The organism is Acidisphaera sp. S103 (assembly GCF_009765975.1).
Taxonomy (GTDB): domain Bacteria; phylum Pseudomonadota; class Alphaproteobacteria; order Acetobacterales; family Acetobacteraceae; genus Rhodopila.
The window spans coordinates 1-26581 of record NZ_LMUJ01000083.1; the positions used below are offsets into that span (position 1 = coordinate 1).

Consider the following 26581-nt stretch of genomic DNA (forward strand, 5'->3'; position numbering starts at 1 on the left):
GCCAGCGAATCGCAACCTGCGAGACCGGTCAACGTCTACAAAGACTTAACCCTTACCAGATTTGATTCCGATACCGTTTCCGGTCAGGCTCTTAGGAAAAACGCTGCAACAGAACCTGCCGATCCATACACCACCGCCCCTGTGAGATAAATCACAGCGACGGTCGATTAGGTTTGTTAAATTCTGATCGGTGACTGGGAAGGTCAGCACTGAAGCGTCGGCGTCATAGACCAACCGGCCTACCAGACCAACTCAGTTCACCTTGCTACCGAACTCCATCATGAAAGGAACGACCATGAAGACGATTTCCATCACCAAGATGCAGCAGATCAAAACCACGCGCGTGCCGATCACCGTCATTGCTCATTACTGCCTCGTCGCACTGGCCTAACCAAATCGGCTTCCGTGCCAAGGGAAACCATGGCGCGGAAGCCGTTGCTTTCTTTAGTCTGAGTTATCGACCCGCGCTGATACTCGAATATGACCGCGCGAAGTACGGCGAGAGCGTCACGGGTTGCAATCCTCCGAACAACCGGAGCCTATCGATGCAAACGGACGAATCCTCCACGATCGCGGCGCCTGACAGGCGATGTACTGTCATCCCACTGTCGATCCAGAAAGAAAGAGATCTCTACATCGTTGGAAATGCCGACCTGGGGGACTTCTACCAATTTCCTGAACAGGGGTTGAATATCCTGACGATGCTTCAGGCCGGCAATACACCGGCCGAGATCAAATCTCAGCTTTTCGGTGATGCCGCCGACGCGGTCGATGTTCACGGCTTTGTCGATCAACTGATGGACATTGGATTCATATATCAGGAAGGCCCACACCAAACCACACCGTCTCGGTTGGAAGCTTCCGCACAAGCTGTGGGCAGGACTTTCAATGTCGCCCCTGAGTTTGCCAAGGCGGTATTTTCACTGCCTGTACTGGCCTGTTACTTGGCGATCGTCCTATATGCATTCGCAGATGCCGCGGCAAATCCAGCCCTGCGCATCAACCCCACCGCACTATACACCGACTCGTACAGAACCCTGCTTCTCGTCATCGTGCTAGGTCTGTCACTGATACAGACAGTTGCCCACGAACTGGGCCATATGCTTGCCGCCGCAAGGCAAGGGATCAAATCCCGCTACGGCATTGGCACCCGTATGTGGACAATTGTCGCGGAGTCAGACCTGACCGGGATCCTGGCGCTACCGAAATCGCAGCGCTACCTGCCGATGCTGTCAGGACTGCTTGTCGATATTCTTTGCCTTTCGCTGTTCACCATCCTTCTCGATGTCCTCCTGCGGTCCGGTGCCAATCCATTCGTGGTTCAGGTGGTTCAGGTCATGGTGCTGGAGACGGTGATCTCCATGGGCTGGCAGTTCAACGTGTTCGTCAAGACGGATATCTACTTCGTCCTTTGCAATTACTTCAGTTACCCCGACCTGGATCTGGATACCCGCGCCTACCTCCGTCATCTCCTCCATCGTGCTACCTTCGGCAGATTTGGTCACGCGGGCCCACCACGAATATTCAACAATCCGGCCATATTGCGGACTTTCTCTTTGGTCTGGGCATTTGGCAGGGTCCTATCAATGATCGTTCTCTTCGTCGTGTTCCTGCCCACGATGTGGCGATATCTCGAATCCGCGATCCAGATGCTGAACGAGCGAACAGCCTCCGTGTGGGTCGCCTGTGACACGATCGTTTATGTCTCGATCCTTCTCTCCATGCTGGGCGCCGGGATGTACATGTGGCTCAAACCTCAATGGCAGAACAGGGAAACTCCATGACCACTCCACACGACACAGCCATGTCTCTGTCGGCCGGACAGACTGGCAACATGTTCCAGCTGCTGCCGCTCGCCCATGCCGATTCCCAATGGGAGCCCGCGGAGCGGGTCTTCCAGATCGATGCCGATTTCGGGACTGGCGGGACCTGGGCAGGGATCAGCGATCTGATCGAGGCAGCCTATCTCGATCTGCTGGAGATCGGTGAAACGGCGACCATCACGCGGCATGACTACGAACTATACATGGCACTGCCGCACTTTCGTGATCGTATTTATCCCAGGTATTTCTGCCTGACGGATACGGCGACGGGTATCGAGCGGACGCGGTTTTATCCGATGGAGCGTGCCTATCGCCTGGTTCATGGCCTAGTCGGCATAGTCCTGGAATGGAAACAGGCAACGGACGACCAACGCCAGTGGCTGATCGTCGTGCGGAACTTTGATCACGCGCAACATCTGGCGGTTCGGTTCCTGGCGGAATTGGCGAGACGCGCGGCATCGGACTCTCGGATCGACGTCGTGATTCAGACTGACCGCGATACGTCCGCCATGGCATCCTTTCCGCCGGACATGAAGGCGATCCCCAGGGATGTCCAACTTTCTGTGATTACGTCCCCCCCGATCGACGCGGCCACGGCCGAGGTTATCGCTGCCAGCGACGACACGGTTCTTGAACTCCATTTCCCGCGTTTGTTGCAGTATTACCGCGACAGGCAGAATAGCTTCGCGGCCGCGCAACTCGCACTTCGGGTGCTGGCCGTCTATAACCGTCGCGGCTACTATCACGAGGCTAAAAGCCTGCTGCCCACGATCCTGCCGCATTTCGATCTGCTCGTCGATGGCGACCAATCCAAACGCATGAACAGTGTCAGTGAGATCAACAGTTGCCTCGTCGCGTCCGGTGACGGCGAGCAGGCACTGCGAACCGTCAGGGCTCTGACCGATCAGTATATAACAGAGCCTCATTTGCTTGCCAATATAAACTATATATTCGCAATGCATCACCTTCGTTATCTCGACGCGAAGGATACGGAAAGCGCCGAGCACTGTCTTTTGCTGGCCAAAGACTATCTCCGCACACTGGACGACCACCCGACGGCAGGTGAACACGCCTTTCTGAAGGCGTTCATCGACAACGGATTGGCTTTTCTCAGGATACGTCAGAAGCGCCACCAGGAAGCATTCGATCTGTGCCGGTTGGCCTACGAATCGGTCACGCACGATCTCGGTGAAAGCCGGCACCTGCTCCACCGCTCCGTTCTCCAGTACAACATGGCACAGGTTCATGTCATGCTTGGACAACTGGAAGAAGCGCTCGAATGTTACCGGGCGGCAATCGCCATGGACCCTTTCTATGCGGAATACCATGCCGAGAGCGGATCCATTCTCGAACAGCTCGGCCGCGATGCCGACGCCATAGACCAGTACACACAGGCGCTGGAATACAGCCCGCCCTATCCCGGCGTCTATCTCCGGAAGGCGACCTGCCATGCTCGCCGAGAGGAATGGCAGGATGCGCTGACGTGTTCCGGCATCTGCCTTGAATTGACCCCGGATCAGCCGGAGTTACACGCCGCTCGGGCGGAAATTTTCGCCGAATTGGGTCAGACCGACGCGGCGCTCGCGGAATACGACCGGGCCATTGCAATGACCGACGACTCGGTCGCCATGCGCGTCAATCGCGCCGTGCTGCACTACAACAATGGCGCGTATGAGCAGGCGCTGGCAGACATGGATGAGGTGATCGCACGCGACTCACAGAATCCAAATCATTACGAGAACCGAGCAGCGATCTATCAGGCAATCGACCGGCAGGACCTTCACCAGCGTGACCTCAGCATGGCCGAGCACTTCAAGGAAGCCGCATAGCCATGGATATCGCCAGCACGACGACCATTTTTACCACCATGGATCGCCCGGTCGCCCGCCGACGGGTGAGCCGGCCGATGTTGATTGGCGGGATCGTATCGGTCGCCATCCTGTCGGCGGTCGCCTGGATGAAGCTGAACCCGGCTGAACGCACGTTTCGGGTGGACGCCTCCCGAATCACGATCTCAACCGTATCGACGGCGCCGTTCCACGATTTCATTCCTTTGCGCGGGCGTGTCTTGCCGCTGGTCAGCATCGTGCTCGACGCAGTCCAGGGCGGCCGGGTTGAAGAGGTTCTCGCGGAACCCGGCCAACACGTCGTCGCAGGTCAGCGCCTGATCCGGCTGTCCGATCCACAGCTCGAACTGGATGCGATCGCCCGCGAAACGCAGGTCATCGCTCAGATGAACAGCCAGCATTCCCTGCAACTCTCCTTCGAGCTGACCCAAACCAACGATGAAAGGGCGGTAGCCGCGGCGCAATACAACGTTGTGCGCCTGGGCCGGGAGGTCGCCCGGCGTCGTCCATTGGCCGAGATCGGCTTCACTTCACGTGAAAAGCTCGACCAATCGGCTGATGAGTTCAACTACGAGCAACGGCTTGTCGAGATTTCCACCAAGGCCTTGGCGCGCGACGCCGCGGTGATCAAGCAAAGCAGCGACCTGATCCAGAAGACGGCGGCGCGTCTTGACGCCAATCTCGCTGCCGCCAAGGCGCAGCTTGATACGCTTACCGTGCGCGCACCCGCGGACGGTGTCCTGACAGCGCTCGACGCACATGTCGGGGAACAGAAAACCCGCGGCCAGCATTTCGGTCAGATCGATCGCGACGCCGGTTTCAAGGTGACAATCCAGGTCGACGAATTCTACCTGGCTCGCGTCAAACCCGGGCAGCACGTTGATGCCACTATCGACGGCGTCCCCAGTATTCTGACCGTTACGAAAGTCTATCCGCAGGTCAAGGATGGAAAATTTGAGATCGACCTGGCATGGGAAGGCGCGGCCCCGGCCGATCTGAGGCGTGGCCAGGCCGTTCAGGGCAAGCTCGAACTGGGTGAGGACGCCGCGACCACCGTGCTGCCCGCCGGCCCGTTCCTGGAAGCCTCCGGCGGTGCCTGGGTGTTCGTGGTCGATTCCGATGGTTCCACTGCTATACGCCGGCCCGTGAAGCTCGGACGCCGCACCACACAATCCGTGGAAGTACTCGGCGGGCTGCAGCCGGGCGACCGTGTCATCACATCCGACTACACCGGTCTCGATCGTATCGACCGGTTGGTTTTCTGATCCAGAACAGGAGTCACCGACAATGATGCTGAAGCTCGTCAATCTGACAAAGCGGTATCGCACCAGCGAAGTCGAAACCTTGGCCCTGAACCAGGTCAGCCTGGAAATCGGCCAGGGCGAGTTCCTCGCCGTTATGGGACCATCCGGCTGCGGCAAGTCCAGCCTGCTGAACATCCTGGGCCTGCTCGACAACCCCACCGACGGTCAGTTCTTCTTCCTGGGCGAAGAGATCGCCCGCGCCTCGGAACGCAAGCTGACGCTGCTGCGCCGAGCCAATATTGGTTTCGTGTTCCAAAGCTTTAATCTGATCGACGAACTGAGTGTTGCCGAAAATGTCGAGGTTGCACTGATCTATCGTGGTGTCGGTTCAGCCGAACGCAAGCGCCGTATCGCGGACGCGCTGGAACGTGTTGGGCTGCCGCATCGTGCGCGCCATCTGCCGCAGCAACTGTCAGGCGGCCAGCAGCAGCGCGTCGCGGTCGCCCGTGCACTCGTCGCGGCACCGAAGCTGATCCTGGCGGACGAACCGACAGGCAATCTCGACACCGCCAATGGCGACGCCGTTATGGGCATGCTGACCGAGATCGCCAAGGCCGGAACCACCGTCGTCATGGTGACCCATAGCCACGCCCATGCCGCCTATGCCGAACGCACGCTTGAACTGCTCGACGGTCAGGTCGTGCCCAAGATCCACAAGCTCGCCGCCTGAACGTAGCGCCGATCCGGGGGAAATATCATGTTCCGCAACTGCCTCGCCGCCGCCTGGCGCAACGCCCTGCACGATCGCTTCTTCGCCCTGCTCAACGTCATCGGGCTCGGTCTTGGCTTGGCCGTGGTTATCCTGATCTGGCTCTTCGTGCGCGATGAGCTGTCCTATAACCAATTTCTCTCCCGCTGCCAGGATGTCTACCGCGTTCAACTCACGATCGCCGAATCCGGGCAGCGGCCGGTCACCTGGGCATCGACCCCGGACCGGATGGCCACGGAGCTGAAGCTCGACTTTCCGGAAATCGCAACGATCGCGCGTGACGGCAAGCAAAGCGTCGGCGTGCGGCACGGCCAGGTCAGCGCAGCGGAGGCGGTAGACTGGGTCGATGCCGACTTCCTGACAGTGCTGGGATATCCCCTGCTGCGTGGCGATGCCGCCACCGCCTTGGCCGAACCGGACACGATCGTGCTCACCCGAACGCTGGCACAGAAATATTTCGGCACCATCGACTGTATCGGACAGATGTTGGACATCAACCAGATCCACCCCATCCGTGTCACCGGCATCGCCGAAGATCTGCCGTCGAATTCGTCGATCAAATTCGTCGCCCTGGCATCGGGCAAGACCAGCTATGGCAAGCTGGCCATGCTGGACGCCGCGCCGCAGGTGATGGCCGCGCTGAACATTACGGTGTCGACCTACCTGCGGCTCCGCCCCGGCACGTCATCGGATGCACTGGCTGGCCGTCTCCACACCTTCGCGTTGGCACACTACGCAAGCGGCGATGAAGGGGAGGCGATGTTTGCCTCGGCGCAACTGAAATCCTTGGCCGACGCCCACCTGCATCCGTTCAATTCGGACACCAATGAGCCCAACACGCGGGTGCAGACGTTATATGCCGTCACCGCGACCGGATTGCTCATCCTGCTGCTGGCGGGGATCAATTTCGTCAACCTTGTGACCGCACGCGCGACCCGCCGAGCCGTCGAGGTCGGGGTACGCAAAGGTCTCGGTGCGGTGCGCAGCCAGTTAATGCTGCAATTCATGGGCGAGTCGCTGGGGTATTCACTGGCCGCCATGGTCCTGGGCGTCTGCCTGGCGTTGCTGTTCCTGCCCACGCTGAACGCCTTCCTCGATCGGCAGATCACATTCGACGTCCTGCGCCATCCACAGTTGGTCATCGTTCCGGTCGTGACGGCCGTGGCGCTCGGTGTCGCCGCGGGCGTTTATCCGGCCGTGATCCTGTCACGCTTCCGGCCGGCGCAGGTCCTGAAGGCCGGTGCTGGCTCCCTGATCGGTGGCGGCAAACTGCGCCTCGCCCTTGTTGTGTTCCAGTTCACCGTGACGATCGCCCTGCTGATTGCCACCACGGTGATTTATCGTCAGATCACGTTTGCCACGACAAAGGCGTTGCGCTTCGAGAAAGACCTGATACTGACAGTCGACCTGACTGGAATGCCGCAACAGTCAACGCCGGATGGTCTCGACCGTCGGGAAACCGGACCCGTCGAAGCGTTGCGCACGCAGATGGCCGCCGTGCCCGGCGTCCAGTCCATCGCCGCGACGTTCGTTGTTCCCTTGCTGACCCAGTCGTTCAATCTGGAGTTCGCCCGCCCCGACAAGATCGATCTGCCAGCAACAGCATTCAACGTCTTGCCGATCGATTTTGGCTACTTCAATCTGTACCATGTACCGCTTCTCGCCGGCCGCGACTTCTCTCGCGAGTTCACCGAAGACAAGTTGTCAGCCCAGAACAAATCCCGCCTCAGCAGCGTGATCATCAACGAGACCGCGATGCGGGCGCTGGGCTTCACCGACCCGGCCGCGGCGATCGGACAGGAAATCCAAAGCACCGACCCGGGGTTCCCCGAACGCCGTCATCGCGTGATCGGCGTGGTCCCGGATTTTCCGCTCGGTTCGGTACGTAATCCGGTGCCCGCGAGCCTCTTCATCATCGATCCCGAAATGTTCAATGTTCTAAATGTTAAGCTGTCGAATGCGAATCTCGGTGAAACATTGCGCCGGCTTGATGCCGTGTGGCTGGAGTTCGTGCCGGAACGACCGATGAACCGCGTCTTCCTCGACGACCGCATCGCCGGCCTGTACCTGGACGTCACCCGTGAGGGCTGGATGTTCGCCACCTTCGCCGGGTTCGCGGTGGCGATCGGCTGCCTGGGCCTGATTGGGCTCTCGGCCTACACCGCGGAACGCCGCACCAAGGAGATCGGCATTCGCAAGGCCCTCGGCGCTTCCACGATCGATGTCGTCTGGCTGTTGATCAAGGAATTCACCAAACCGGTGCTGGTGGCCAACCTGCTTGGCTGGCCGATCGCCTGGTACTTCATGCGCAACTGGCTGGACGGGTTCGCCTACCGGATCGACCTTGGACTTGAACCGTTCCTGATCGCAGGGCTGGGGGCTTTCACCATCGCGATCGCCACCACCGGTTTTCACGCGGTCCAAGTCGCCCGGTCGCGTCCCGTTACCGCGTTGCGATACGAATAACCACCGCAGTCACAGTCACGGTCAAGTTCCTCTGCGCTGTGACGCACCTCACAGCGCAGGGGAAGCCGTGCGTCTAGGGTTCCCCGCATCCAAGCCGCTCATCGGGAGACGATGCCATGCCAGAGACAGTCGTGCGCCCCCTGTTCCGGCCGCAGGCTGTCGAGTGTCATGGCTTGCGGACGGCATCCGGCGCGCCGTTGCGCCCGCCGGTTTCGTTCGCGGTACTGACGGCTGCGCTGATTGTCGCGGTCGCCGCCCTGTTCGGCTTTGTCGCCACCCAAAGCTATGCGCGCAAGGCTGCCGTCACCGGGTATCTCGCCCCGCTGCACGGCGTGGTGCGGGTACTGGCGCCGCGCACCGGCACCATCACCTCGGTTGCCGTGGCGGAGGGCGATATCGTCAAGGCCGGCGACCCTCTGCTGAGCGTGCAGACCCAGCGGACAGCGGCCGGCGGTGCTGACCTCGACGAAACGGTTCGCCAGTCGCTGATCAGGCAGCGCGATTTGCAGCTGCGCCAGGTGTCCCTGGAACAGGACACGGCGCGCTCCGAGGCAGATCGTCTGCGGGAACGTATCGTCCGGCTGGCACAGGAATGCGACGCGCTGGACGCGCAGATTGCGGCCCAGCGCGAGCGTACCAAACTCGCCGAGGAACAGGCCGCGGTGTCGCGCGACCTCGCCACCCAGGGCTTCGTCTCGGCGGTCGAGCAGCGCCGGCGCGAGGATGCCAGAATCAGTCAGGCCCAGGCGTTCAGCGGCCTGAGCCAGCAGTTGGCAGCAAAACAGGGCGAACTGGTCGAACTGCGCTACGCCCTGAGCGAACTGCCCGCGCACACCGCCGCTCGGATGGCTTCGCTGCGCACCGAAGCAGCGCAGATCGATACGCGTCTGGCCGATGCCGAGGGGCAGCATGCTTATCTTGTGGTCGCACCCGCGGCGGGGCGGGTGTCGGCGGTGCAGGCGACCGCCGGCAACCCGGCCGACCCGACCCAGCCGTTGCTGTCGATCGTGCCGGAAGGCGAGGATCTACAAGCGGTGCTGTTCGTCCCCGAACGGGCGATCGGCTTCATCGCGCCCGGCCAGACGGTGCGGCTGGCCCTGGATGCGTTCCCGTTCGAGCGGTTCGGTGCGCAAGAGGGCACGATCACCAGCGTCGCCCATACGCTGCTGCGTCCGGAGCAACTCAGCGCCGTGATGCAGCCGCCCAGCGAGCCATCATATCGGGTCACCGCGACCCTGCACGCACAAACCATCGGCGCCTACCAACGCCGCATACCGCTGCAAGCCGACATGCAGTTGCACGCCAACATCATTTTCGACCGCCGCAGCTTCGTCCAATGGCTGTTGGACCCGGTGCTCAGCGCCCGCGGCCGATTTTAAGCGCAACAGGGGGATCGCGATGCGTAATCTTCTCGGCCGCCGGACGGTTCCCGACATCCGCCAAAGCGAGGCCGCGGAATGCGGCCTGACTTGCCTGGCGATGGTGCTGGGCTATCACGGCCACGACGTCGACCTTGGCACGTTGCGGCGGCGCCATCCCACCTCTCTCAGCGGCCTGACGATGCGCGGGTTGATGGCGCTGGCCGCGCGCATGGACCTGACGGCCCGGGCGCTGCGGCTGGAAGCCGAGCAGTTGGGCATGCTGGCGCTGCCGGCGGTGCTGCACTGGGACATGGACCATTTCGTCGTGCTGGTCGCGATCAGGCGGAACGGCAGCCTGGTCGTGCATGACCCTGCGCGCGGCGAGCGGCGGATCGGACCCGCCGAGGCCGGCCGTCGCTTCACCGGCGTCGCAATGGAACTGACCCCGACGCACCACTTTCGCCAGGCAGACGCCAGGGCCGTGCTGCGCCTGCGCCATCTGCTGGGGTCGCTGCGCGGTTTCGGCGGATCGTTGGCTCAGATCCTGACCCTGTCATTGCTGCTGCAACTCTATGTCCTGGCCAGCCCGTTCTTCATGCAGCTTGTGGTCGACGACGCCGTCGGCAAGGGCGATCCCCGCCTGCTGCTGGCACTGGCGATCGGCTTTGGCCTGCTGGCGGTGCTGAACGCCGGCGCCACGGCGTTGCGCGCCTTCGTTGTGCAATTCGTGCAAAGCGTGATCTCGGTACGGATCGGCGTCGGCCTGTTCCAACATCTCATACGGCTACCGTTCAACTATTTCGAGAAACGCCATGTCGGCGATCTGGTCTCGCGGTTCGGTTCGGCCGACAATGTCCGCTCGATCCTGGCCGAGGGCGTCACAACCGCGCTGGTGGACGGGTCGATGACGGTGCTGACCTTGGCGATGATGCTGGCCTACGCGCCGTCGCTGGCCGGCATCGTTCTGCTGGCGCTTGGGGTTTACACCGCGCTGCGCATCGGGCTGTTTCCGGCGCTGCGGCGGCGCTTCCTCGATCTGATCGAAAACCGGGCGCGGGAGACGTCTGTATTGGTCGAAACTGTTCGAGCGGAGCAGACGATCAAGATGTTCGGCTGCGAGGCGCAGCGCGAGGCGATCTGGGCCAATCGCCGGGTTGATAGGGTGAATGCCGAAACCGGCGTGGCGCGTTTGCAGGCCGGTTTCAAGGCGGCGAACGACGTGCTGTTCGGGCTGGAGAACATTGCCGTGGTGTGCCTGGGCGGCCTGGCCGCGCTCGACGGACGGATCAGCGTGGGCATGCTGTTTGCCTTCGTTGCCTACAAGACCCAGTTCGCCGAGAAGGCCGGCCGCCTGCTGGACAAGGCGATCGAACTGCGCATGCTGCGGCTGCATCTGGAACGGCTTGCCGATATCGCACTGACCGAACCCGAAGCCGGACTTGACCAGCCAGCCGGTTATGCACGTCCGTTGCTTGGGGCGATCGAGGTGCGAGGTCTGTCATTCCGCTATTCCGTAGACGAGCCGTTCGTGTTGCAGGACGTCAGCTTTAGCATCGCGCCGGGTGAGCATGTGGCGATCGCCGGCGCATCCGGCTGCGGCAAGACCACGCTGCTGAAGATTCTCGTTGGTCTGGTGCAGCCCACCGCCGGTGCGGTGCTGATGGACGGATTGCCGCTGCCGGTCCTGGGGCCGCGGGCATTTCGCGAGCAAATCGGTGTCGTCATGCAGGACGATCAGCTGTTGTCGGGATCGATCGCCGACAATATCTGCTGTTTCGACCAGGCGTCCGATCTGCCGCACATGCGCGACTGCGCGGAACTGGCCGGAATCCATGACGAGATCATGCGCATGCCGATGGCCTACAACACGCTGATCGGCGATATGGGCAGCGCGCTGTCAGGTGGCCAGAAACAGCGCATCCTGCTGGCACGTGCGCTGTATCGCCGGCCGAAGCTGCTGTTCATTGACGAAGGCACGTCGCATCTGGACGTGCGGATGGAAGAACAGGTGAACGCGGCGGTGCGTGGCCTGGGGCTGACACGGGTCAGCATCGCTCATCGTCCGCAGACCCTGGCCAGCGCCGATCGAGTGCTGCACTTCGCTGAGGATGGCCTGCGGGAGACGATTCTGATCGCGCGGGCGGCGGCCTGAAAGCCGCTGGATTGTTTTGGCCTGACGCCGGTCTGCCCATCGGCGGACCCGCGGTCGTTATTGTGGCGACGGCGCGATTCCGTTGGCGAAAGCGACCTCGGGCCGCACATCACTGCCTTCGCGGGCATTGGTGACGATCTGCGGGCAGCGGACGCAGGCGCTAGGTCCTTGCTCACGAAACCATCGGCAGTCCGGACGGATGGCGCAGCGCGGCAGCGAACCGACGACTGGATCCAGCATCTGGGCTACGCGCTGGCCGAGTGTGCAGCCGCCGCCTTGGTAGTGCGTGCAGCCGCCGCGCATGCACGGGGCGGCGATGCGGAGGACTTCCGCTGCGGCAGCCTGGCCGGACAGGGCGAGGATATCCGGGGTCACCGGGAGTGACTTGGTGAGGTAGGCGACCCGGCGCTTCTGGTCCGCCGTGGCCGTCTGCACACCGAATACGCGGGCGTCTGGCTGGTCGGGCTGGGCGCTGGGGCACAGCATGGTTTCGTCGGTCATGGAATGCTCCCCTTTCCCGGGAAGCGCCGGCATGCCTGTGATGTGCATGCCGGCGCCGAGGATATCACACGATCGCGGCGGACTGGGTGGCGACCGATGCAACGTTGACCTGGGTGGCATTTGTCACCGCGACCCGATCGATGATCGGTCCCACGGGGTAACCGCCATAGATTGTGAGCAAGAGTCCGCCGCCGGCACCCAGCATGGTGCTGGTGTCGGAGGCGACGGCAGCCAGTTGTTCCGGTGTCAGTGACACAGGGGCCGGCAGTGTCGAGTTGGCGATGGATCGTTTCATGCGTATCTCCTGTTCCGATATTGGTTACGAGTTCGGCCCGGAATACGATCCGGGTCGGTCATGATCAGAAGCGCATCTCTGGTTCGACCCGCGGTGGCAGCGGTTGCGGGTTGAGGCCGCCGGAGATGAGCTCAAGCTGTGCCACGCTCAGTTCTGCCGGGGCTGGCGAAGCCGGGGCAGGGGCCTTATCGTTGGTTTGTCGTTCCATGATCGGGTTTCCTTTCGGGTTGGACGCGAAGCAGTCCGTTCGGCGCAGGATCAACCGAACGAGCCATCAAGATCAGGCCATGCCGGCCTGATCATGGAGGCTGGTATTTAGAGATCCGGCCCAACCACCACCTCGTGAAGCCAGAGCCGTGCTGGCTTGTCGCATGCGGGCCGTGATGGGCCCGTATATTTACGCGAAGGGCATCCGAGCCTCTTCCTCGCCCCAGTGCATCAGCCGGCTGCGATCACTGGCAATGTCGGCATCCAGCCGGGGTTCGGCGAAACCACCGGCCGACAGAAAATCCAGAAATGCCAGGGCTTCTTCGCTGGACGTGTAGGCCGGTGTCGCGACACGCCAGAATTGTCCCAACACGTCACGCGTGCGCGCTTCACCCATGTTGGTCAGAAGCGACCGGATCGTGCGCGGCGCGGTGTCCACCAAAGCGCTGGCGCGACCTTCCTGGGCGAGATACCGGTACAGCTCCAGTGCCGGTTCGGCCGAATGAAACCAGTTTGCCAATTCTGGCGGATATGCAGGTGGTTCCGTTCCGGTCAGGGCAGCACCCAGCGCGTGCTCCCACAGTGATGGGGTGACCGGATCGACGGTTCGGGTACATGCGGGGTTGTCCGTTACGACAGCAGCCGACCGCACCGCCGTTTCCCAAATCCGGTTGAGACGCTCCAGCATTTTGCCGATCGCGGGCAGGCCCGTTGACGCCACGCGATCGGGTTGAATTTCAAATATGATGGCGCCCAGCGACGGCAAATGGGGAACGATTTCCGCCAGGATCGCCATCAGGTTCGGCTCGACGAGGCCGGAATGCGCATCTAGCCAGAAGCCGCGTTGGGCTTCGCCGCCGGCGACATGAATTTCCCAGACACGGTGCAGCGGGATAGCCGCGCAGAAATTTTCCACTGACTGACGGCCGTTGCGTTCGTTGCACAGCAGATTGTGCAGATCGAGCACGATACCGCAGTCGGCGGCTTCGGCGACCTGCGCCGCGAAATCGCCATCGGACATTTCGGTCGGTCGGGGCGGCAGATAGCTGACCGGGGTTTCGAAAGCTACACCCACGCCGGTTGTCGCGCGACGATGACGTATCTGAGCTGCCGCCTGGGTAACGCCGTCCGGACATTGCGCGGGCGGCAGGAAGAACCCGGTCGCGAGGGTTTGCGTGCTGCCGTTCATCGGAGCGAACTGGTTGAAGCTGAGATGATCGCTGATCCAGGCTGGCTGCAACGCGGCGATATCGCGGCCAAGCGCCGCTCGATGAGCCGCCGATTGCTGCACGCCCCCGCCAAACGGGGCGCCGACGCCGTGCAGCAGTTTTGGCTGCGAACGATGATTGATCAACCCGGGAAGTGATGACGTGAATCCTTGGCACTGCCCACGATGAGGAACCCAGAAAGTCTCGGGCTCTAATTCAAGCACATGCACAAGACCCTCGCAGCGCGTGCAGAGCGTATCAAGTTCAGGCCACCATACAACGCCGACACCGTAGCCTGCCGAGGCGGCCACCTTGCGCGAGGGTCTCATGACGATTACCGATCGATCTGGTCTGACTACGGCGATCAGATTTCCGGTGCCGGATTGACGACCGCGGCGAGGTTCGCAAATGCCGATAGCACGCCTGAGGTGCAGGCGCGGCAACCAACGAACGCTGTGGTGGAAAGCATCGATACACCGCCAGCGACCTGATTGGTCTGGTCTTCGGTCAGGTCGGTGACAGCCGGTGAATTGGTTTCTGGTGACTGGGGGTTGTTCTGGTTCTTCATGATGAAGGTCCTTTTCTGATCGCGGCGCGACAGCGAGGTCCGGGAGCCGGCTGAGCGCTGGGCCGTGAGAGCGCAGTAACGGACCATCGGAATGCATACTATGAAGCAGATCACAATCACGGCGAATTCAGAGTGAGCCGCCCGCAAGCACTGGCCCGGGATGGCGACTGTGCTGCCCTCGATCGTGAGGCCGATGGGCGACGTCGCATGCCAAGAATAGCGATCACCGTTTTGTGAGGCTTGGTATTTCGCGACCGCTGTTCATGTGACCTTGCCAGCATGTTCCGTCCCGGTTCGCCGGGAAGAGATGATGTGGACACGCGATCGCCGGAGGCTGAAAGCCGGAAGGCGTGAATCACCCCCTGAAAACAAAAACTGGTAGAGTACGGTTGGATCAACGTGAATCCTTCTTGCTCACGTGCGGATCACACCGATCTAACACGGCGTAATTCACGTTCGGCGTCCACAATACTCTTCGCAATCACGGTCGACTGACACGTCCCACCGGACACTACACGACGTCGACACAGTGTTGGGGGCAAGACTGTTGACAAATTTCGCGTATCTCAAACTTCTCGGAGGCTTTGCGCTTCGGGTCGGTGGCGCGGATCCCGTACTATTGCCATCCAAAGCGCAGGCACTCGTGGCTTTTCTCGTTTTACAGGCAGGTCGTCCTGTCAGGCGTGAAATCGTCGGCGAGATGTTGTGGCCTGATCGGGGTGAACAACAAGCACGTAATAGCCTGAAGCAGGAGCTTTATCTGCTGCGGCGCGATGCGTTTCGCGGCGAGGACGTCATTGCGACCAAGGACGGCGCGATTTCGATGTCCCCGGGACGCATCGCGTGTGACGTGAACGAACTGCGTGCGTTGTTCAATCGTGGCATTGAAGCATCGTGGCAAGAACTCTCGCAGGTTTATGCCGGTCCTCTATTGCACGGCTTTCCAACCATTTCCGCCGGATTCGACGATTTTCTGATCGGAATGCGACGCGTATTGGAGGCCAACATGCTCGAAGCGCTGGGTAATCTGGCGGACAACACCAGGAGCGGTCGTGACGGCGAACGCGTCGCCATTGCGGAAAGGATGCTGGCGATCGACCCGCTGCGCGAAGACGTGCACCGACGCCTGATTCAAGGTTACGCCGACGCCGGCCAACGGGTCGACGCGATACGGATTTATGTCGAGGCCAAGGTGCTTTTGCGGCGCAACCTGGACGTTGCCCCTGCCGCGAAAACCGAAGCGTTGATTCGCCGCATTCGTGACATTTGAAACGGGATAGGCGTCGTCGCCAACCGCGATGACGGCGCAGCGGACCGCCACGGATTGCCATCCTGCCGTCGCGGCAGTCCCTGGACAAGAAGCCGGCCAACCATACCGGTGACCGAATAACCGCCGACATAGTCGCCTAATCCGCCGGTCTGCGTGAGTTGACCGTGATCTCGCTCGGCTCAACATCCAGCCTGCGTGACCCTGGCCTGGACCGGCACCAGATTGGTCGCAGGCTGGCAGCGTGAACGAAAAAGCCCGTTGTGTGAAATCGGTTTTGACCGCCGCGCTGGATTTTTACCAGATGATGACGCTCGACTGACGCCCCATCCGTAATACCCGTTTTCATTCGATACGTGGATTCCACAGGAACGAGAGGGACTCTGCATGACTGTCCTGAATGCGTCGTCAGTGGATCGTTGGGGGTTCCCGGTCCTGAGCAGGGAGATCGACCCGGCGCTTACATATCGCCCAGCGATCCTGCCACGCCCCATCTCGGCCCCGGTCGAAACCGGCCCGTGCGCCGACGCCGCGGTACGGCGGCTCTTCGCCGCGCACACAGCACTGGCTTCGTTATCGGAACAGGACAGGGCTGCGCTGTTGCGATCGTCAAAAATTCGTATCGTGAAACCTCATGAAGTAATCTGTTATCAGGGCGATCCGGTTGCACATGTAATTTTTGTGCTTGAGGGCTTTCTAAAGCTGTCGACGACGCTGGCCGATGGTAGCGAAGTCTTCATGGAAATCGTGAGCACTTGTCGCTGCGTAGGAGAAACCACAGTCCTGCGGACGCGTGTGCATGATGCGGATACGACTGCCTTGTCGGCCAGCCGACTGCTGATGATCGACGCAATGCGGTTTCGCCAGGTGTTCGATCGCAACCCCGAGGGGTTGCTAGCGATCCTGCGCCTGGCTGACGAACGGCGTCAGGCCGCTGTCGAGCGACTGTCGGACAGTCGGGCACGGACCGCCCCGATAAGGCTGGCGAAGGCACTCCTTGAGGTGACGCGTCTTCCGGGCTCCGCGCCCGGCAACGGTACCAGCCTGCCGCTGCGGCTCTCACAGAGCGAACTAGGTGTGATGGCCGGCATGAGTCGCGAAATGGTGAACAAGCACCTTGCCCTGTGGCGCGACGCGGGATGGATTCGAATGTCAGCCGGAACGGTCGCTTCGATCGACGTTGACGCGTTGTCGGCGATGTTCAGCGACTACACCGCGCACTGACACGGGCTCTGTCGCAAAGTTGGCCGACTGAACCGCCTGTTGCAGGTTTGCCGACAGTGATTTCGGTGGGTAAGCAAGCGATGATCGCGTTCAAGAGCAGCCAATTCGAGCGGGAGGTGATCCTATGGGCGGTCCGCTGATATTTGGCGTATCCGATCAGTTCCCGTCAACTCGAGGAAAGGTTCTGTCGCAAACTTCCATTGCGGAGGTGCGCGTTTCGTAGGGATGACGGGCTTTACCCCGCCAACGAATAGAATTGTCGTGCCGGCATACCTCTCCTGTCGGGAGTTCCACGAGGCCGCAACGTGCATGATGAGCGCATTCGAGGCTCGCGTGCATCTACTCCACGTGATGCGACGACATGCGACGCAGCATCCGTCTGCCTGATGTGACGTGGCATCGCAGCCAGCAAAAACCTGCTCATACCGGGGCCTCCTAGGACGATGCGCCGCCCGATGGGATGTGAGCAATCGCCGATTGCGTAGACAGGCCGGAAACGACTGAGTGAGAGAGGTTGCGACGAACCCGCGCCTGGTGGCGGGCTACCTGCGGGGGCGGCCACTTGCAGATGATGTTCCGCGACACGCCAAGCCGCCGGGAAATCTCCCGGATCGGCACATGCTCGCGCTTATGCCACCGGCGGATAATGCTCAAAAATGCCATGTCCAACACTCCGGTCACCCCCGCCTGGTCCAGACGGGAGAGCGTTCAAACATGGGTCAATTCTCAGTGGAAAAATCCGGCCTCGCCGGGTCAGATCTCAACGGAAATCAACACTCTGGAAACCATAACTCATTGATTTATAGATGATCAGCAGCATTTTGGCAATCTTGATCTTGCGCCCCAGAAAACAGCTCTGCATTGTTCAATCGAACGGGCCAAGCGGGATCACACGGCAAGTTTAGGCTGGCATAGGTTGCCGCCTCGTTTAACATCGTTGTATCCACTTACATACATCGAAGCGATCAAGGGGGGATCCAGCATGACACGCCCTGTAAGCGGAGCCACCTGGCTCGCCTCTCTCTACAGCGTGGAACAATCCTTCAGCGGCCTGCTTGCCCAATACGGATATTCCTTCGCCCCGATTTACCTCGGCGGCGACATCGCAGATCCAGGCTTTTACAATCTCCCCGACCTAACGCCCGTCACCACGGAATCCGTGACCTATACCGCTGCCGGCGTGCCAGTGCGCGACACTTATAGTGGAACCACACTATGGAACCTGCTTAACACCGCCGGAGGCGTGACAACGACTTCCACCAAAAATGACATTCTCAGCAAATACGTCGTTGCGACCGGATCGGATGGCTACACTGCCGTCTACTCCCTGGGCGAGATCGACCCGCAATTTGGCAACCAGCCAGTTTTGGTAGCGTCATCCGACACAGCGGGCCAACTCGGTCCATATGGGTCTGACGGCCTCAGCCGTATTGTCGTTCCTGACGATAAAGCAGGCGGGCGCTATGTGTCCGATCTCGTCAGCCTGAAGGTCGGCTCGCTGCCTGAACCCGCTCCCACCGGAGCGGGCGGGATTGCCGCCTCGGCGACACTATCCGGCGCAGTCGCCGACCCGACCATCATCACGCCCGAGACGTTGAGCCGACTCACCAGTCAGACCTTGACCGAGACAGCGACATACCTCTCCGGGGCCGGGTCGGTGACTGACACTTACACGGGTGTCTCGTTATGGAACCTCATCCAAGATGCCGGGCTGCTGACCGACCCATCCATCAAGAACGACCTGCTGAATTTTGCCGTTGTTGCCACGGGCAGCGATGGGTATCGCGCGGTGTTCTCTCTGGGGGAAATCGACCCTGCGTTCGGCAACCAACAGGACATCGTCGCCTATGCCGACCAGAAGGGCCAATTAGGGTCTGGCGGTAGTGACGGTGCGATGCGGATTGTCGTCCCTGGAGACGTCGCTGGCGGCCGCTATGTTTCGAACCTGACAAGCCTGGAAATCATCAACGTCACGGCGGCGCATGCAATTTGATGCATCACGTGGTGCAAAAGTCTTGAATTCTCGCGCGCGGGCGATTTCACATTATCCACCTTAGGCGGCGCGCACCGCAAACCTCCTCTACGTACTGGCGCAACGATGACAGGATCGCATCATCGCGGTGACCGATCGGAGAGGCTAGGAATTATTTCGGAGAATATCCTGGGGGAGAATTATCGCCAAAAGCTGCCCAGAGTTTTCGCCAAAAGGTGCCGAGCATTCCCTGGTGACTGCGCACGCTGCGACGTGGTTACGACGCAGATGCAAGTCATAGGTGGATCACGAAATGAAGCCGACCTCGGATGCGTTGCAGATTTTGTGGCCGACCGTCGCGGACGGAAATCCGGCCATCCACTTCACGCCGATGTCCTGGAATGCGGTTCGCACGATCGCCGAGCGGCAGGGCGTGCCGTCGCCGCAGGAGCTGGTTACGCGACTAATTGGCGACCTCATTCAGGTGAATTCGAAGGGCCGCCCAAGCGATGCCGCCTCCATTAGGCTGGAATGGGTCACCTATGGGATGGACCCGAACCGATCACCCGAAGCGTTGCTGGTATTCCACAGTCCGACATGCGCAACGATTGCCGGACTGTGGAAGCTATCAGAGGACAAAGCCCACGACTTCATGGCTGGCCTGATCCAGAGGTCTCTCGAAGCCGCGGGGACTGAATTGCACCCAGCCACTGTTGGCTGACGATGCAGAATTTGGAGCCCCTTGAATCAGCGCACCCCAGTTGGCTTGCCAAAGGGGATACGGTCGTGCGCCATTCGCGTCTCGGACTGGGATCATATCCCTCAATGTCATCGGCGTTGCTGGTAGCCCGTCGTGACAGCGGCAGCCAAGACACCGCGAAGCGGCTGTGCGCTGTGTTGCGACTCGGGCGAGGACGGATCGCAGCTCGGGGCGCCAGCCTAGAGCTCGGTCCCGGCTTGCCCGCTGAGCTCCGGCGTAAGCGGGAGGGATGCGCCCATATTGGTTCTGTTGCAGCGTTATTCCCAGGCTGCGAGGGATCCACCAGAGGGGATCGACTTTGCTATCAGGCAGCGACCTCGAACAGCATTGCTATGAACCGCGCCTGGCCTTGATGTCGTTGCCACCGATGTTCCGAACTTGCCCCTTCCTGATCATTGCCATCGTCTCGTAGCCTGCCAGCGTTCGTCTCGCCGTCCAGAAGCTGCCGAAGCCAAGCCCCGGACAGGCCAGTCGTTTGACGTTCCGGTGGTCTTGCTCGACGATATTGTTCAGATATTTCACCTGTCGCAGCCGAGACCAGCGCCAGAGTTCGCTGTCCTTCTTCATCTCCGCGGCCGCCTTCGGATAAGCCGCATTCTTGTCCACCGTGATGGTCCTCGGGTTCACCGTGTGCGACTGCGCCAACGCCTTGCGGAAGAAACGTTTCGCCGCTTCAGGGTCACGCTTGGCCGATGGCAGGAAGTTGATGGTCTGGCCACGGCTGTCGACGGCGCGATACAGATACATCCACCGGCCTTTGACCTTCACATAGGTCTCGTCCACCCGCCAGGAGCCATTGCTCATGCGCAGGTGGGGGCGGATTCGCTTGTCCAGCTCGGCCGCATAAGCCTGTGTCCAGCGGAAGATGGTGGTGTGGTCCACCCCGACGCCGCGGTCCAGCAGCATGAGTTCGAGATCGCGGTAGCTGATGGGAAACATCAGATACCATCGGAGCGCTCACAAGATCACCTCAGCGGTGAACTGCCGATCCCTGAAGGATTGATCCTGCCGCACCTGGGTCGCTTGTCGCCGTTTCGCCATGGCACGGCTTCTACCGCGCCCCGCTCTCGGCTAAAAGCTGCAACAGAATCGCTCCCATCGAACAACCGTATGAATTCGTTGCGCAGTCGCGCTTTCCGCATAACTGCCCCCAACCCAAAGCTATCCGTTCCGATCGGCAAGCAGTGCAAGCGCCCTATCCCGGTTGGCTCGACAGATGGGTTCTGTCAGCGCTCATGCCACTCGGGTCTAGCTGGTTGCCCACTATGTCAGTATAGGCCGCCGGGGAGGGCGGGCGCTGACAGCACCCGTTGAACTGCTTGCCACAGGCCCGACAGTGGAATCGGGGGCAACCCTGACCCGTGCGCTGGCTCCGTTCCGAAGCAGCCGGGGAGCCACACCCAACGCATCCCACCTAGCCAATCCTCCTCGCCTCGGTCCTATCCCGGATCGGGCCCAACCGAACAGGCATCGTGGCGTGAGCGCTGACGGAACCCACCCCATCATCCTCTTTCGACCGCGATAGTGCACCAACTCAACGGCGGTTATTTAGTATTGAATAAGTAATCATAGGAGAAGCCGGCCTTTGCACGCCTCTGCCGTGCTCAGAGCAGACATACCGACGATTGACAACAACTCGCGCCGGGTTAAGGATTTGCAATACGCGGCGGAGTTCGCGAAGACATAGAACACGCGACAGGGTCGCGATGGGCGGCCCCGCAATGGGAGGGCGATCAATGGCATATGATCTGTTGATTAAGGACGGCCTTATTGTCGATGGTTCCGGAATGCCGGCGTACCGTGGCGATATCGGCACCAAAGATGGCAAGATCGTCGAAATCGGCAAACTTGACGGCCCGGCGACGCGCACGGTGAGCGCTGATGGGCGCGCGGTGGCGCCTGGTTTCATCGACAATCACGCTCATTACGATGGACAAGTGACCTGGGATCCACTCTGCACCTTTTCGCCGCAGCACGGAGCCACTTCGGTGATCTTCGGCAACTGTTCGCTGGCGCTCGCCCCGGTGCGGAGCGCCGGGAAGCACCGTACGGCGGAGTTCCTCTCCTATGTCGAAGCAATCCCAATGGACGTGCTGACCACGATCGACATGGACTGGGAAACCGTGCCGCAATACATGGACAAGCTCGACAAACGTCTCGGCGTCAACACCGGCACGCTGATCGGGCATACCCCCGTGCGCTATTACGTCATGGGAGACGAGTGTCAGAAACGCGAGGCTACGACTGACGAAATTAAGGCAATGCAGGACGTCGTGCGCGATGGCATGATCGCCGGTGCCCTTGGTCTGTCGCTGTCCCGCCAAAGAGGTCACTTCGATCCGCAAGGCGTGCCGATCCCCGCGCTGTGGGCGAGTGAGGACGAAGTCTTCGCCCTCGGCGACGTGTTGCGGGAACTGTCCACCGGCACCATCCAGGTCGGCGGCGGAGTGGATCAGGAGTTGAAAGACGGCATGATGGCCCGCCTGGCCGAAGCGACCGGACGGATGGTCGTCTACAACAGCCTGAGTCAGACCGTGCGCTCACCGGATAAATGGATGCAACATATTGCGCGGGTCGATGAGACCGTGGCCAGGGGAATCCGAGCCTATCCGATGTGCAGCCCGAACCGGGTGACGCAGGACTTCACCATGCGCAACTGTCAGGTGTTCCGCGGATTGCCGACCTGGCATCCAATCCTGCTCGCCACCGACGAAGAAAAACTGCGCGCGTACGCCGATCCCGAAGTGCGTGACAAGCTGCACGCCGAGGCAGTGGAACGTTCAGTACCGGTCCAGGCCGTGGGCTTCTCGAGGACCTGGTGGGACTACATGTGGGTAAACGAACCGACATTGGAGAAGAACCGGTCGCTGCAGTTTAAGAGCATCGGCGAAATTGCCAAGATGCAGGGCAAGCGCGTGATCGATGCGTTCCTGGATCTGGTGGTAGAAGAAAACCTAGAGACTCGATTCCTGCAAGCTGAGAACAACATCGATGACGAGGCGATGACGCGCATTCTCACCTATCCGAATGCGTTGGTGGGATTGGGCGACGGTGGTGCGCATGTGCAGTTCCACGGCGGCTACGGCTATACGACAAGACTACTCGGCGAGTGGGTGCGCGAGCGCAACGTGCTGACGCTGGAACAGGCAGTACGTAAACTGACCTTCGAATCCGCCTCGGCGTTCGGTATCCACGACCGCGGCATGCTGCGCCCTGGTCTAGCGGCCGACGTCGTGATCTTCGACCCAGCCACAGTGCGGGCCGGAAAGGAAACGGTCGTGCATGACTTCCCGGCCGGGGGCTGGCGGATCAAGGAAGAGGCCGAGGGCGTGCACTACACGATCGTCAATGGCCAGGTGTTGCTGGAAGACGGTGAGCACACTGGCGCCCTGCCCGGTCGGGTCCTGCGCAACAGTTGGTATCACGCCCACCGGAACTGACCTGGTCGCTCGCAACTCCGTGCGGAATCTTGTGGGTGGTTCGGTTGACCGAGCCGTTGGGCGGTTGGACGAGTTCTGTCCGGGCCCTCGAGCCCATCTGTCGCGTGGCGTCTAAACCGGGCCTGATTCACTTTCGGCGCAAACTGGCTAGGCTTGCGCCATGGGTCGAGAGCGGAGAGACCCGGCCGGCCATGCGGGCGGCGATGATCCGTTTCTGGCGCAAGCGTCAGCTTTTCCGGCTGCCCGTGCCGCTGACCAGCGCCGCCGCACTTGGGTCCGGGCAGAACTGCGACCTGGACGAATGGCTGCCGGCCTTCCTGCGGGCCATCGCGCGCGAGGCGGTCGACGGCCTCGATCTGCTCTATACAATGGAGCGCGCCTGGTTCGAAGCCCGGCACAGCATCGCCGGCCGCCGCAAGGATTCCCACATCACGTCCGCCGTCGATCTGCTGGCGGCGGCGCCCGTGCTCTCCGCGACCACCCTCGCCCGCGTTCTCGGGATCGCAGTCAAGAACGCCATCCGCATTCTCGATGAGTTGCTGGCCGCCGGGACCGCGATCGAGGTGACGCATCGCTCCAAGCGGCGGCTGTTCGGGCTGCAGGGGCTGACCCCGCTGCAGCAGGTCGTGCATCCGCCTTACCGGCCCGATCCGGACCGTGGCCCCGGCCACCCCCGCCACGACATCGAGGAGGATGTGGTCGAGGCGGCGCCGTCCCCGTTGCCGCCCCTCACGCCGATCGAGCGCCGGGCCTTCGATTATACGGCGCTCGAAGAGGCCATGGCCCATCTCGACGCCGTCGTCCGCACCTCCCGAATCGCCTTACGTTCCATCGTGGGTGATACGCATGGTGCCGCCGTAAATCGCTCGCCCAACCGTGCCGAAACGGCACCGGACTGCTAGTTTCAGCTCATGCTCGAATCCCAACCGACACCGCAAACCTATCCCGACCTGCTGGCGACACTGAAAGCGCGGATCCGCGACGCGCGCCTGCGCGCCGCGGTCAGCGTCAACCGGGAACCAGGGCTCCGAACTCAAGTTACGGTCCATAGACAGTTCAACCAATGGTTGATTCGATGCGGCATGTTTGGATTCGGAGCCACATGCCATGTCCCCCATGCCCGCCGCGCAATCTGAAAAATCACGCCTCTCGGTACTCCTGGAACATCTCTCCACGATCGATGATCCGCGCGATATCAGGCGGATTCTTCATCCGCTGGCGGAAGTTCTGTTCCTGGTCGTTTGCGGCACGATCGCCGATTGTGACGACTACGATGATATCGCCGCCTGGGGTGAGGCTCATCTGGCTTTCCTCCGCCAGCATCTGCCCTTCTCGCACGGCGTGCCCGGTGGGCGCTGGCTCACGATCCTAATGAACCGGATCAGCCCAGAGTTGTTTCAGGCCGCGTTCACCGCCTGGGTAGGTCAGACCTGGCCCGACCGTCCCGAGTTCATCGCCATTGATGGCAAGACGTCCCGGCGCAGCCACGATCGCGCCGCGGGTGAGGCACCGTTGCATCTGGTATCGGCCTTCGCCACCACCGCCCGTCTGGTGCTGGGCCAGGAGGCGGTGGCGGACAAATCGAGTGAACTGACCGCCATCCCGGTGTTGCTGGCACGGCTGGCCGAAGGGGACAGGCTGCGTGGCGCGTTGGTTTCCATCGACGCCATCGCCACCAATGGACCCATCGCCGGTGCGATACGAAAGGCCGGCGCCGACTATCTGCTGGCTGTGAAAGCCAATCAGCCCACTTTGCGAGCGGACATAGCGACCTGCTTCGACGCCGCTCCGGCCGGTTCCGTCGATACGCATATCGAACATGACAAGGGTCACGGTCGGATCGAACAGCGCGACATCGACGTGATCCGCGAGGTCGATTGGCTCTCGGGGGATCGCCGGTTCCCCGGCGAATTGCGGCTGCCGGACGCCGCCAGCATCATTCGTGTTCGCGCCCAGGTCCAACGTGGTCAGACAAGGCACGCCGAAACCCGTTACTACATCTCATCCGCCGCACTCAGCGCTGAGCGGGCCGGACAGGCCGTGCGCGGCCATTGGGGGATCGAAAACCGGCTGCACTGGGTTCTCGACGTCACCTTCAACGAGGATCAGTCGAGGCTACGAAAGGGATTTGGCGCCAGGAACATGGCCGTCGTCCGCCACTTCGCTCTCAACCTTGTCCGGTCAGCAAAGGACAAGAAATCCATCAAGCTCCGCCGAAAGGCCGCAGCCTGGAAAACAAACTATCTCGGCAACTTGCTTACCGGGCAAAACCTATGAACTTGGATTCGGTGCCCTGGTCCCAAGGTAGTCCAGATTGATTCATTGGAGTTTTATGGCACAATTTGAACTGAAATCCCGTCATAAAAGTTCATTGCTCGGGGGCTTTCTAGCGACCGATTGCGGGCGGCTGGGCGGAATTTTCCACGCCTGCCGCATTCTGTCCGATTAGCGCTTCGACAGTCGTATTTGCTTTCGCGACGGCGCAGAAAACCTGCCGGCCTCTAGGCTTCGTTTCGACATTGCCGACTCGCACCTCCAGATGCCTCTCTCCGTTCCCGCAGCTCCGTATAAAGGTTGAGTCCAGGGTGACCACGACCGCCGACGCCGGCGTTTCCGGCTGGATCGCGCCACATGCAGCGGGAATCTCGCCGGCCTTTAGGGTATGGCGGCGCAAGGTTTCGGGTGCTTCGCGGCATCGACCGGGAACACTTCCCCCAGCAGATCAGCGGCCGTCCGGTAGGTCGTGACGGCGGCGAGATGCGCCTGAAGCCGGTCGAGTTCCGGTGTTGACCGGAAACGCAGTGACCAGGCGATCCCAGCCTCGCTCACGCCACACGCGGCACAGCGAAAGCGGGGAAGCCGCACCGTGACCCGGCCGAGAAGTGTCGCGACCGCATGGTCCCGGTAGTCGTTCACCCGGCAAGCGCGGCCACAGCGGGAGCAGGCTGGTCGCCGAGCGGCGTGGTCCCTGACTTGTGTGGCGAGGTTCTCCTGTTGGAGGCCAGCCAGCAACTGCTTCGTCTCGGCCAGTGTCACACCCAGGTTGGCGATGTCGGGAAGATCACCGAGTCGGCCAATCTCCATTACATCCATGGACGGTCCCCCGCCTTCAGTACCGATCTTCGCCGCTCTCACAACCCAGGCCACGCGTCCACTCCCGGTCAAAGGATCGACGCAAAAAACACTTGCCCTAACACCCCCAAGCTTGCGGCAGTCCCCTCGGCTACCGGGATAAGCGGCTTGCCGAGATCGGTCAGGCCCTCGACATCACCGTCGAGGCCATTGCGCGCGGCCGGACGGGCGGTTTATTCCCGCCGGCATCTGCTGGGTCGGCGAGCGTTCCTTTGCTTGGCTGAGCCGCTACCGGCGGTTGAACACCATCGTCGAACGCTCGAAGGAACACCTCATCGCTTTCGTCGAGATCGCGATCATCTCGATACTCTCGCGCCGACTGAAGCGCCTCGTCGCCGAGGAACT

General features: G+C 61.3%; 20 protein-coding genes and 1 pseudogene. 14 read left to right on the top strand and 7 right to left on the bottom strand.

Annotated features, from left to right (window positions below):
- The first annotated feature begins 545 nt into the window (after positions 1 to 545).
- The 7 genes from GSQ89_RS27725 (at position 546) to GSQ89_RS27755 (ending at position 11662) form a co-directional block, all read left to right on the top strand.
- A complete protein-coding gene (locus tag GSQ89_RS27725) occupies positions 546 to 1784 on the top strand; it encodes a hypothetical protein (protein ID WP_158931370.1) in 1239 nt (412 codons plus the stop codon).
- A 335-nt stretch (positions 1785 to 2119) separates the two neighbouring features.
- Entirely contained in the window at positions 2120 to 3652 is a 1533-nt protein-coding gene (locus GSQ89_RS27730; RefSeq protein ID WP_158931371.1) for a tetratricopeptide repeat protein, read from the top strand.
- Between the two features lie 128 nt (positions 3653 to 3780).
- Positions 3781 to 4935, top strand: coding sequence for an efflux RND transporter periplasmic adaptor subunit (locus GSQ89_RS27735; protein ID WP_158931372.1), 1155 nt, complete (start codon positions 3781 to 3783; stop codon positions 4933 to 4935).
- Between the two features lie 22 nt (positions 4936 to 4957).
- Positions 4958 to 5644, top strand: coding sequence for an ABC transporter ATP-binding protein (locus GSQ89_RS27740; RefSeq protein ID WP_216856437.1), 687 nt, complete (start codon positions 4958 to 4960; stop codon positions 5642 to 5644).
- Between the two features lie 27 nt (positions 5645 to 5671).
- Positions 5672 to 8149, top strand: coding sequence for an ABC transporter permease (locus GSQ89_RS27745; RefSeq protein WP_158931373.1), 2478 nt, complete (start codon positions 5672 to 5674; stop codon positions 8147 to 8149).
- Between the two features lie 116 nt (positions 8150 to 8265).
- The gene (locus GSQ89_RS27750) at positions 8266 to 9528 is read left to right on the top strand and encodes an HlyD family secretion protein (RefSeq protein WP_158931374.1); all 1263 of its coding nucleotides are present in this window, start codon (positions 8266 to 8268) and stop codon (positions 9526 to 9528) included.
- 19 nt (positions 9529 to 9547) lie between these two features.
- Positions 9548 to 11662 carry a peptidase domain-containing ABC transporter gene (locus GSQ89_RS27755; protein WP_158931375.1) on the top strand — a complete coding sequence of 705 codons (2115 nt, stop codon included), beginning with the start codon at positions 9548 to 9550 and terminating at the stop codon, positions 11660 to 11662.
- Between the two features lie 57 nt (positions 11663 to 11719).
- On the opposite strand, the gene GSQ89_RS27760 is transcribed toward GSQ89_RS27755, so the two are convergent.
- The 5 genes from GSQ89_RS27760 to GSQ89_RS27780 form a co-directional block, all read right to left on the bottom strand.
- The gene (locus GSQ89_RS27760) at positions 11720 to 12163 is read right to left on the bottom strand and encodes a hypothetical protein (RefSeq protein ID WP_216856438.1); all 444 of its coding nucleotides are present in this window, start codon (positions 12161 to 12163) and stop codon (positions 11720 to 11722) included.
- A 64-nt stretch (positions 12164 to 12227) separates the two neighbouring features.
- Positions 12228 to 12458: a hypothetical protein gene (locus GSQ89_RS27765; protein WP_158931376.1), complete on the bottom strand. Its 231-nt coding sequence runs from the start codon at positions 12456 to 12458 to the stop codon at positions 12228 to 12230.
- A gap of 64 nt (positions 12459 to 12522) precedes the next feature.
- Positions 12523 to 12666, bottom strand: coding sequence for a hypothetical protein (locus GSQ89_RS27770; RefSeq protein WP_158931377.1), 144 nt, complete (start codon positions 12664 to 12666; stop codon positions 12523 to 12525).
- 189 nt (positions 12667 to 12855) lie between these two features.
- Entirely contained in the window at positions 12856 to 14019 is a 1164-nt protein-coding gene (locus GSQ89_RS27775) for a DUF692 family multinuclear iron-containing protein (RefSeq protein WP_371734299.1), read from the bottom strand.
- 218 nt (positions 14020 to 14237) lie between these two features.
- Complete coding sequence (locus GSQ89_RS27780) at positions 14238 to 14441, bottom strand: hypothetical protein (RefSeq protein ID WP_158931379.1); 204 nt, start codon at positions 14439 to 14441, stop codon at positions 14238 to 14240.
- Positions 14442 to 14988: 547 nt separating this feature from the next.
- Between GSQ89_RS27780 and GSQ89_RS27785 the strand changes: the two genes are divergently transcribed.
- The 4 genes from GSQ89_RS27785 (at position 14989) to GSQ89_RS27800 (ending at position 19625) form a co-directional block, all read left to right on the top strand.
- Entirely contained in the window at positions 14989 to 15711 is a 723-nt protein-coding gene (locus GSQ89_RS27785; RefSeq protein WP_158931380.1) for a BTAD domain-containing putative transcriptional regulator, read from the top strand.
- 384 nt (positions 15712 to 16095) lie between these two features.
- The gene (locus tag GSQ89_RS27790; RefSeq protein ID WP_158931381.1) at positions 16096 to 16932 is read left to right on the top strand and encodes a Crp/Fnr family transcriptional regulator; all 837 of its coding nucleotides are present in this window, start codon (positions 16096 to 16098) and stop codon (positions 16930 to 16932) included.
- A gap of 1030 nt (positions 16933 to 17962) precedes the next feature.
- Complete coding sequence (locus tag GSQ89_RS27795; protein ID WP_158931382.1) at positions 17963 to 18925, top strand: molybdopterin-binding oxidoreductase; 963 nt, start codon at positions 17963 to 17965, stop codon at positions 18923 to 18925.
- A 292-nt stretch (positions 18926 to 19217) separates the two neighbouring features.
- Positions 19218 to 19625, top strand: coding sequence for a hypothetical protein (locus GSQ89_RS27800; protein ID WP_158931383.1), 408 nt, complete (start codon positions 19218 to 19220; stop codon positions 19623 to 19625).
- Positions 19626 to 19968: 343 nt separating this feature from the next.
- Here the strand turns inward: GSQ89_RS27800 and GSQ89_RS27805 are convergent.
- Positions 19969 to 20678: pseudogene (locus tag GSQ89_RS27805) on the bottom strand (IS6 family transposase).
- Between the two features lie 692 nt (positions 20679 to 21370).
- Here GSQ89_RS27805 and GSQ89_RS27810 point away from each other — a divergent pair.
- From GSQ89_RS27810 to GSQ89_RS27820, 3 genes are all read left to right on the top strand, one after another.
- The gene (locus tag GSQ89_RS27810; RefSeq protein WP_256367354.1) at positions 21371 to 23104 is read left to right on the top strand and encodes an amidohydrolase family protein; all 1734 of its coding nucleotides are present in this window, start codon (positions 21371 to 21373) and stop codon (positions 23102 to 23104) included.
- A 191-nt stretch (positions 23105 to 23295) separates the two neighbouring features.
- Entirely contained in the window at positions 23296 to 24006 is a 711-nt protein-coding gene (locus GSQ89_RS27815) for a hypothetical protein (RefSeq protein WP_216856439.1), read from the top strand.
- Between the two features lie 205 nt (positions 24007 to 24211).
- On the top strand, positions 24212 to 25381 hold the full coding sequence (locus tag GSQ89_RS27820; protein ID WP_158931385.1) for an ISAs1 family transposase: 1170 nt from the start codon (positions 24212 to 24214) through the stop codon (positions 25379 to 25381).
- A gap of 378 nt (positions 25382 to 25759) precedes the next feature.
- Here GSQ89_RS27820 and GSQ89_RS27825 read toward each other — a convergent pair whose 3' ends face one another.
- Positions 25760 to 26251, bottom strand: coding sequence for a hypothetical protein (locus GSQ89_RS27825; RefSeq protein WP_158931386.1), 492 nt, complete (start codon positions 26249 to 26251; stop codon positions 25760 to 25762).
- Positions 26252 to 26581 lie beyond the last annotated feature (330 nt).

Coding starts and splice junctions, on each gene's coding strand:
- GSQ89_RS27725 (WP_158931370.1), top strand. CDS start 546: ATGCAAACGGACGAATCCTCCACGATCGCGGCGCCTGACAGGCGATGT.
- GSQ89_RS27730 (WP_158931371.1), top strand. CDS start 2,120: ATGGAGCGTGCCTATCGCCTGGTTCATGGCCTAGTCGGCATAGTCCTG.
- GSQ89_RS27735 (WP_158931372.1), top strand. CDS start 3,781: ATGAAGCTGAACCCGGCTGAACGCACGTTTCGGGTGGACGCCTCCCGA.
- GSQ89_RS27740 (WP_216856437.1), top strand. CDS start 4,958: ATGATGCTGAAGCTCGTCAATCTGACAAAGCGGTATCGCACCAGCGAA.
- GSQ89_RS27745 (WP_158931373.1), top strand. CDS start 5,672: ATGTTCCGCAACTGCCTCGCCGCCGCCTGGCGCAACGCCCTGCACGAT.
- GSQ89_RS27750 (WP_158931374.1), top strand. CDS start 8,266: ATGCCAGAGACAGTCGTGCGCCCCCTGTTCCGGCCGCAGGCTGTCGAG.
- GSQ89_RS27755 (WP_158931375.1), top strand. CDS start 9,548: ATGCGTAATCTTCTCGGCCGCCGGACGGTTCCCGACATCCGCCAAAGC.
- GSQ89_RS27760 (WP_216856438.1), bottom strand. CDS start 12,163: ATGACCGACGAAACCATGCTGTGCCCCAGCGCCCAGCCCGACCAGCCA.
- GSQ89_RS27765 (WP_158931376.1), bottom strand. CDS start 12,458: ATGAAACGATCCATCGCCAACTCGACACTGCCGGCCCCTGTGTCACTG.
- GSQ89_RS27770 (WP_158931377.1), bottom strand. CDS start 12,666: ATGGAACGACAAACCAACGATAAGGCCCCTGCCCCGGCTTCGCCAGCC.
- GSQ89_RS27780 (WP_158931379.1), bottom strand. CDS start 14,441: ATGAAGAACCAGAACAACCCCCAGTCACCAGAAACCAATTCACCGGCT.
- GSQ89_RS27790 (WP_158931381.1), top strand. CDS start 16,096: ATGACTGTCCTGAATGCGTCGTCAGTGGATCGTTGGGGGTTCCCGGTC.
- GSQ89_RS27800 (WP_158931383.1), top strand. CDS start 19,218: ATGAAGCCGACCTCGGATGCGTTGCAGATTTTGTGGCCGACCGTCGCG.
- GSQ89_RS27810 (WP_256367354.1), top strand. CDS start 21,371: ATGGGCGGCCCCGCAATGGGAGGGCGATCAATGGCATATGATCTGTTG.
- GSQ89_RS27815 (WP_216856439.1), top strand. CDS start 23,296: ATGCGGGCGGCGATGATCCGTTTCTGGCGCAAGCGTCAGCTTTTCCGG.
- GSQ89_RS27820 (WP_158931385.1), top strand. CDS start 24,212: ATGTCCCCCATGCCCGCCGCGCAATCTGAAAAATCACGCCTCTCGGTA.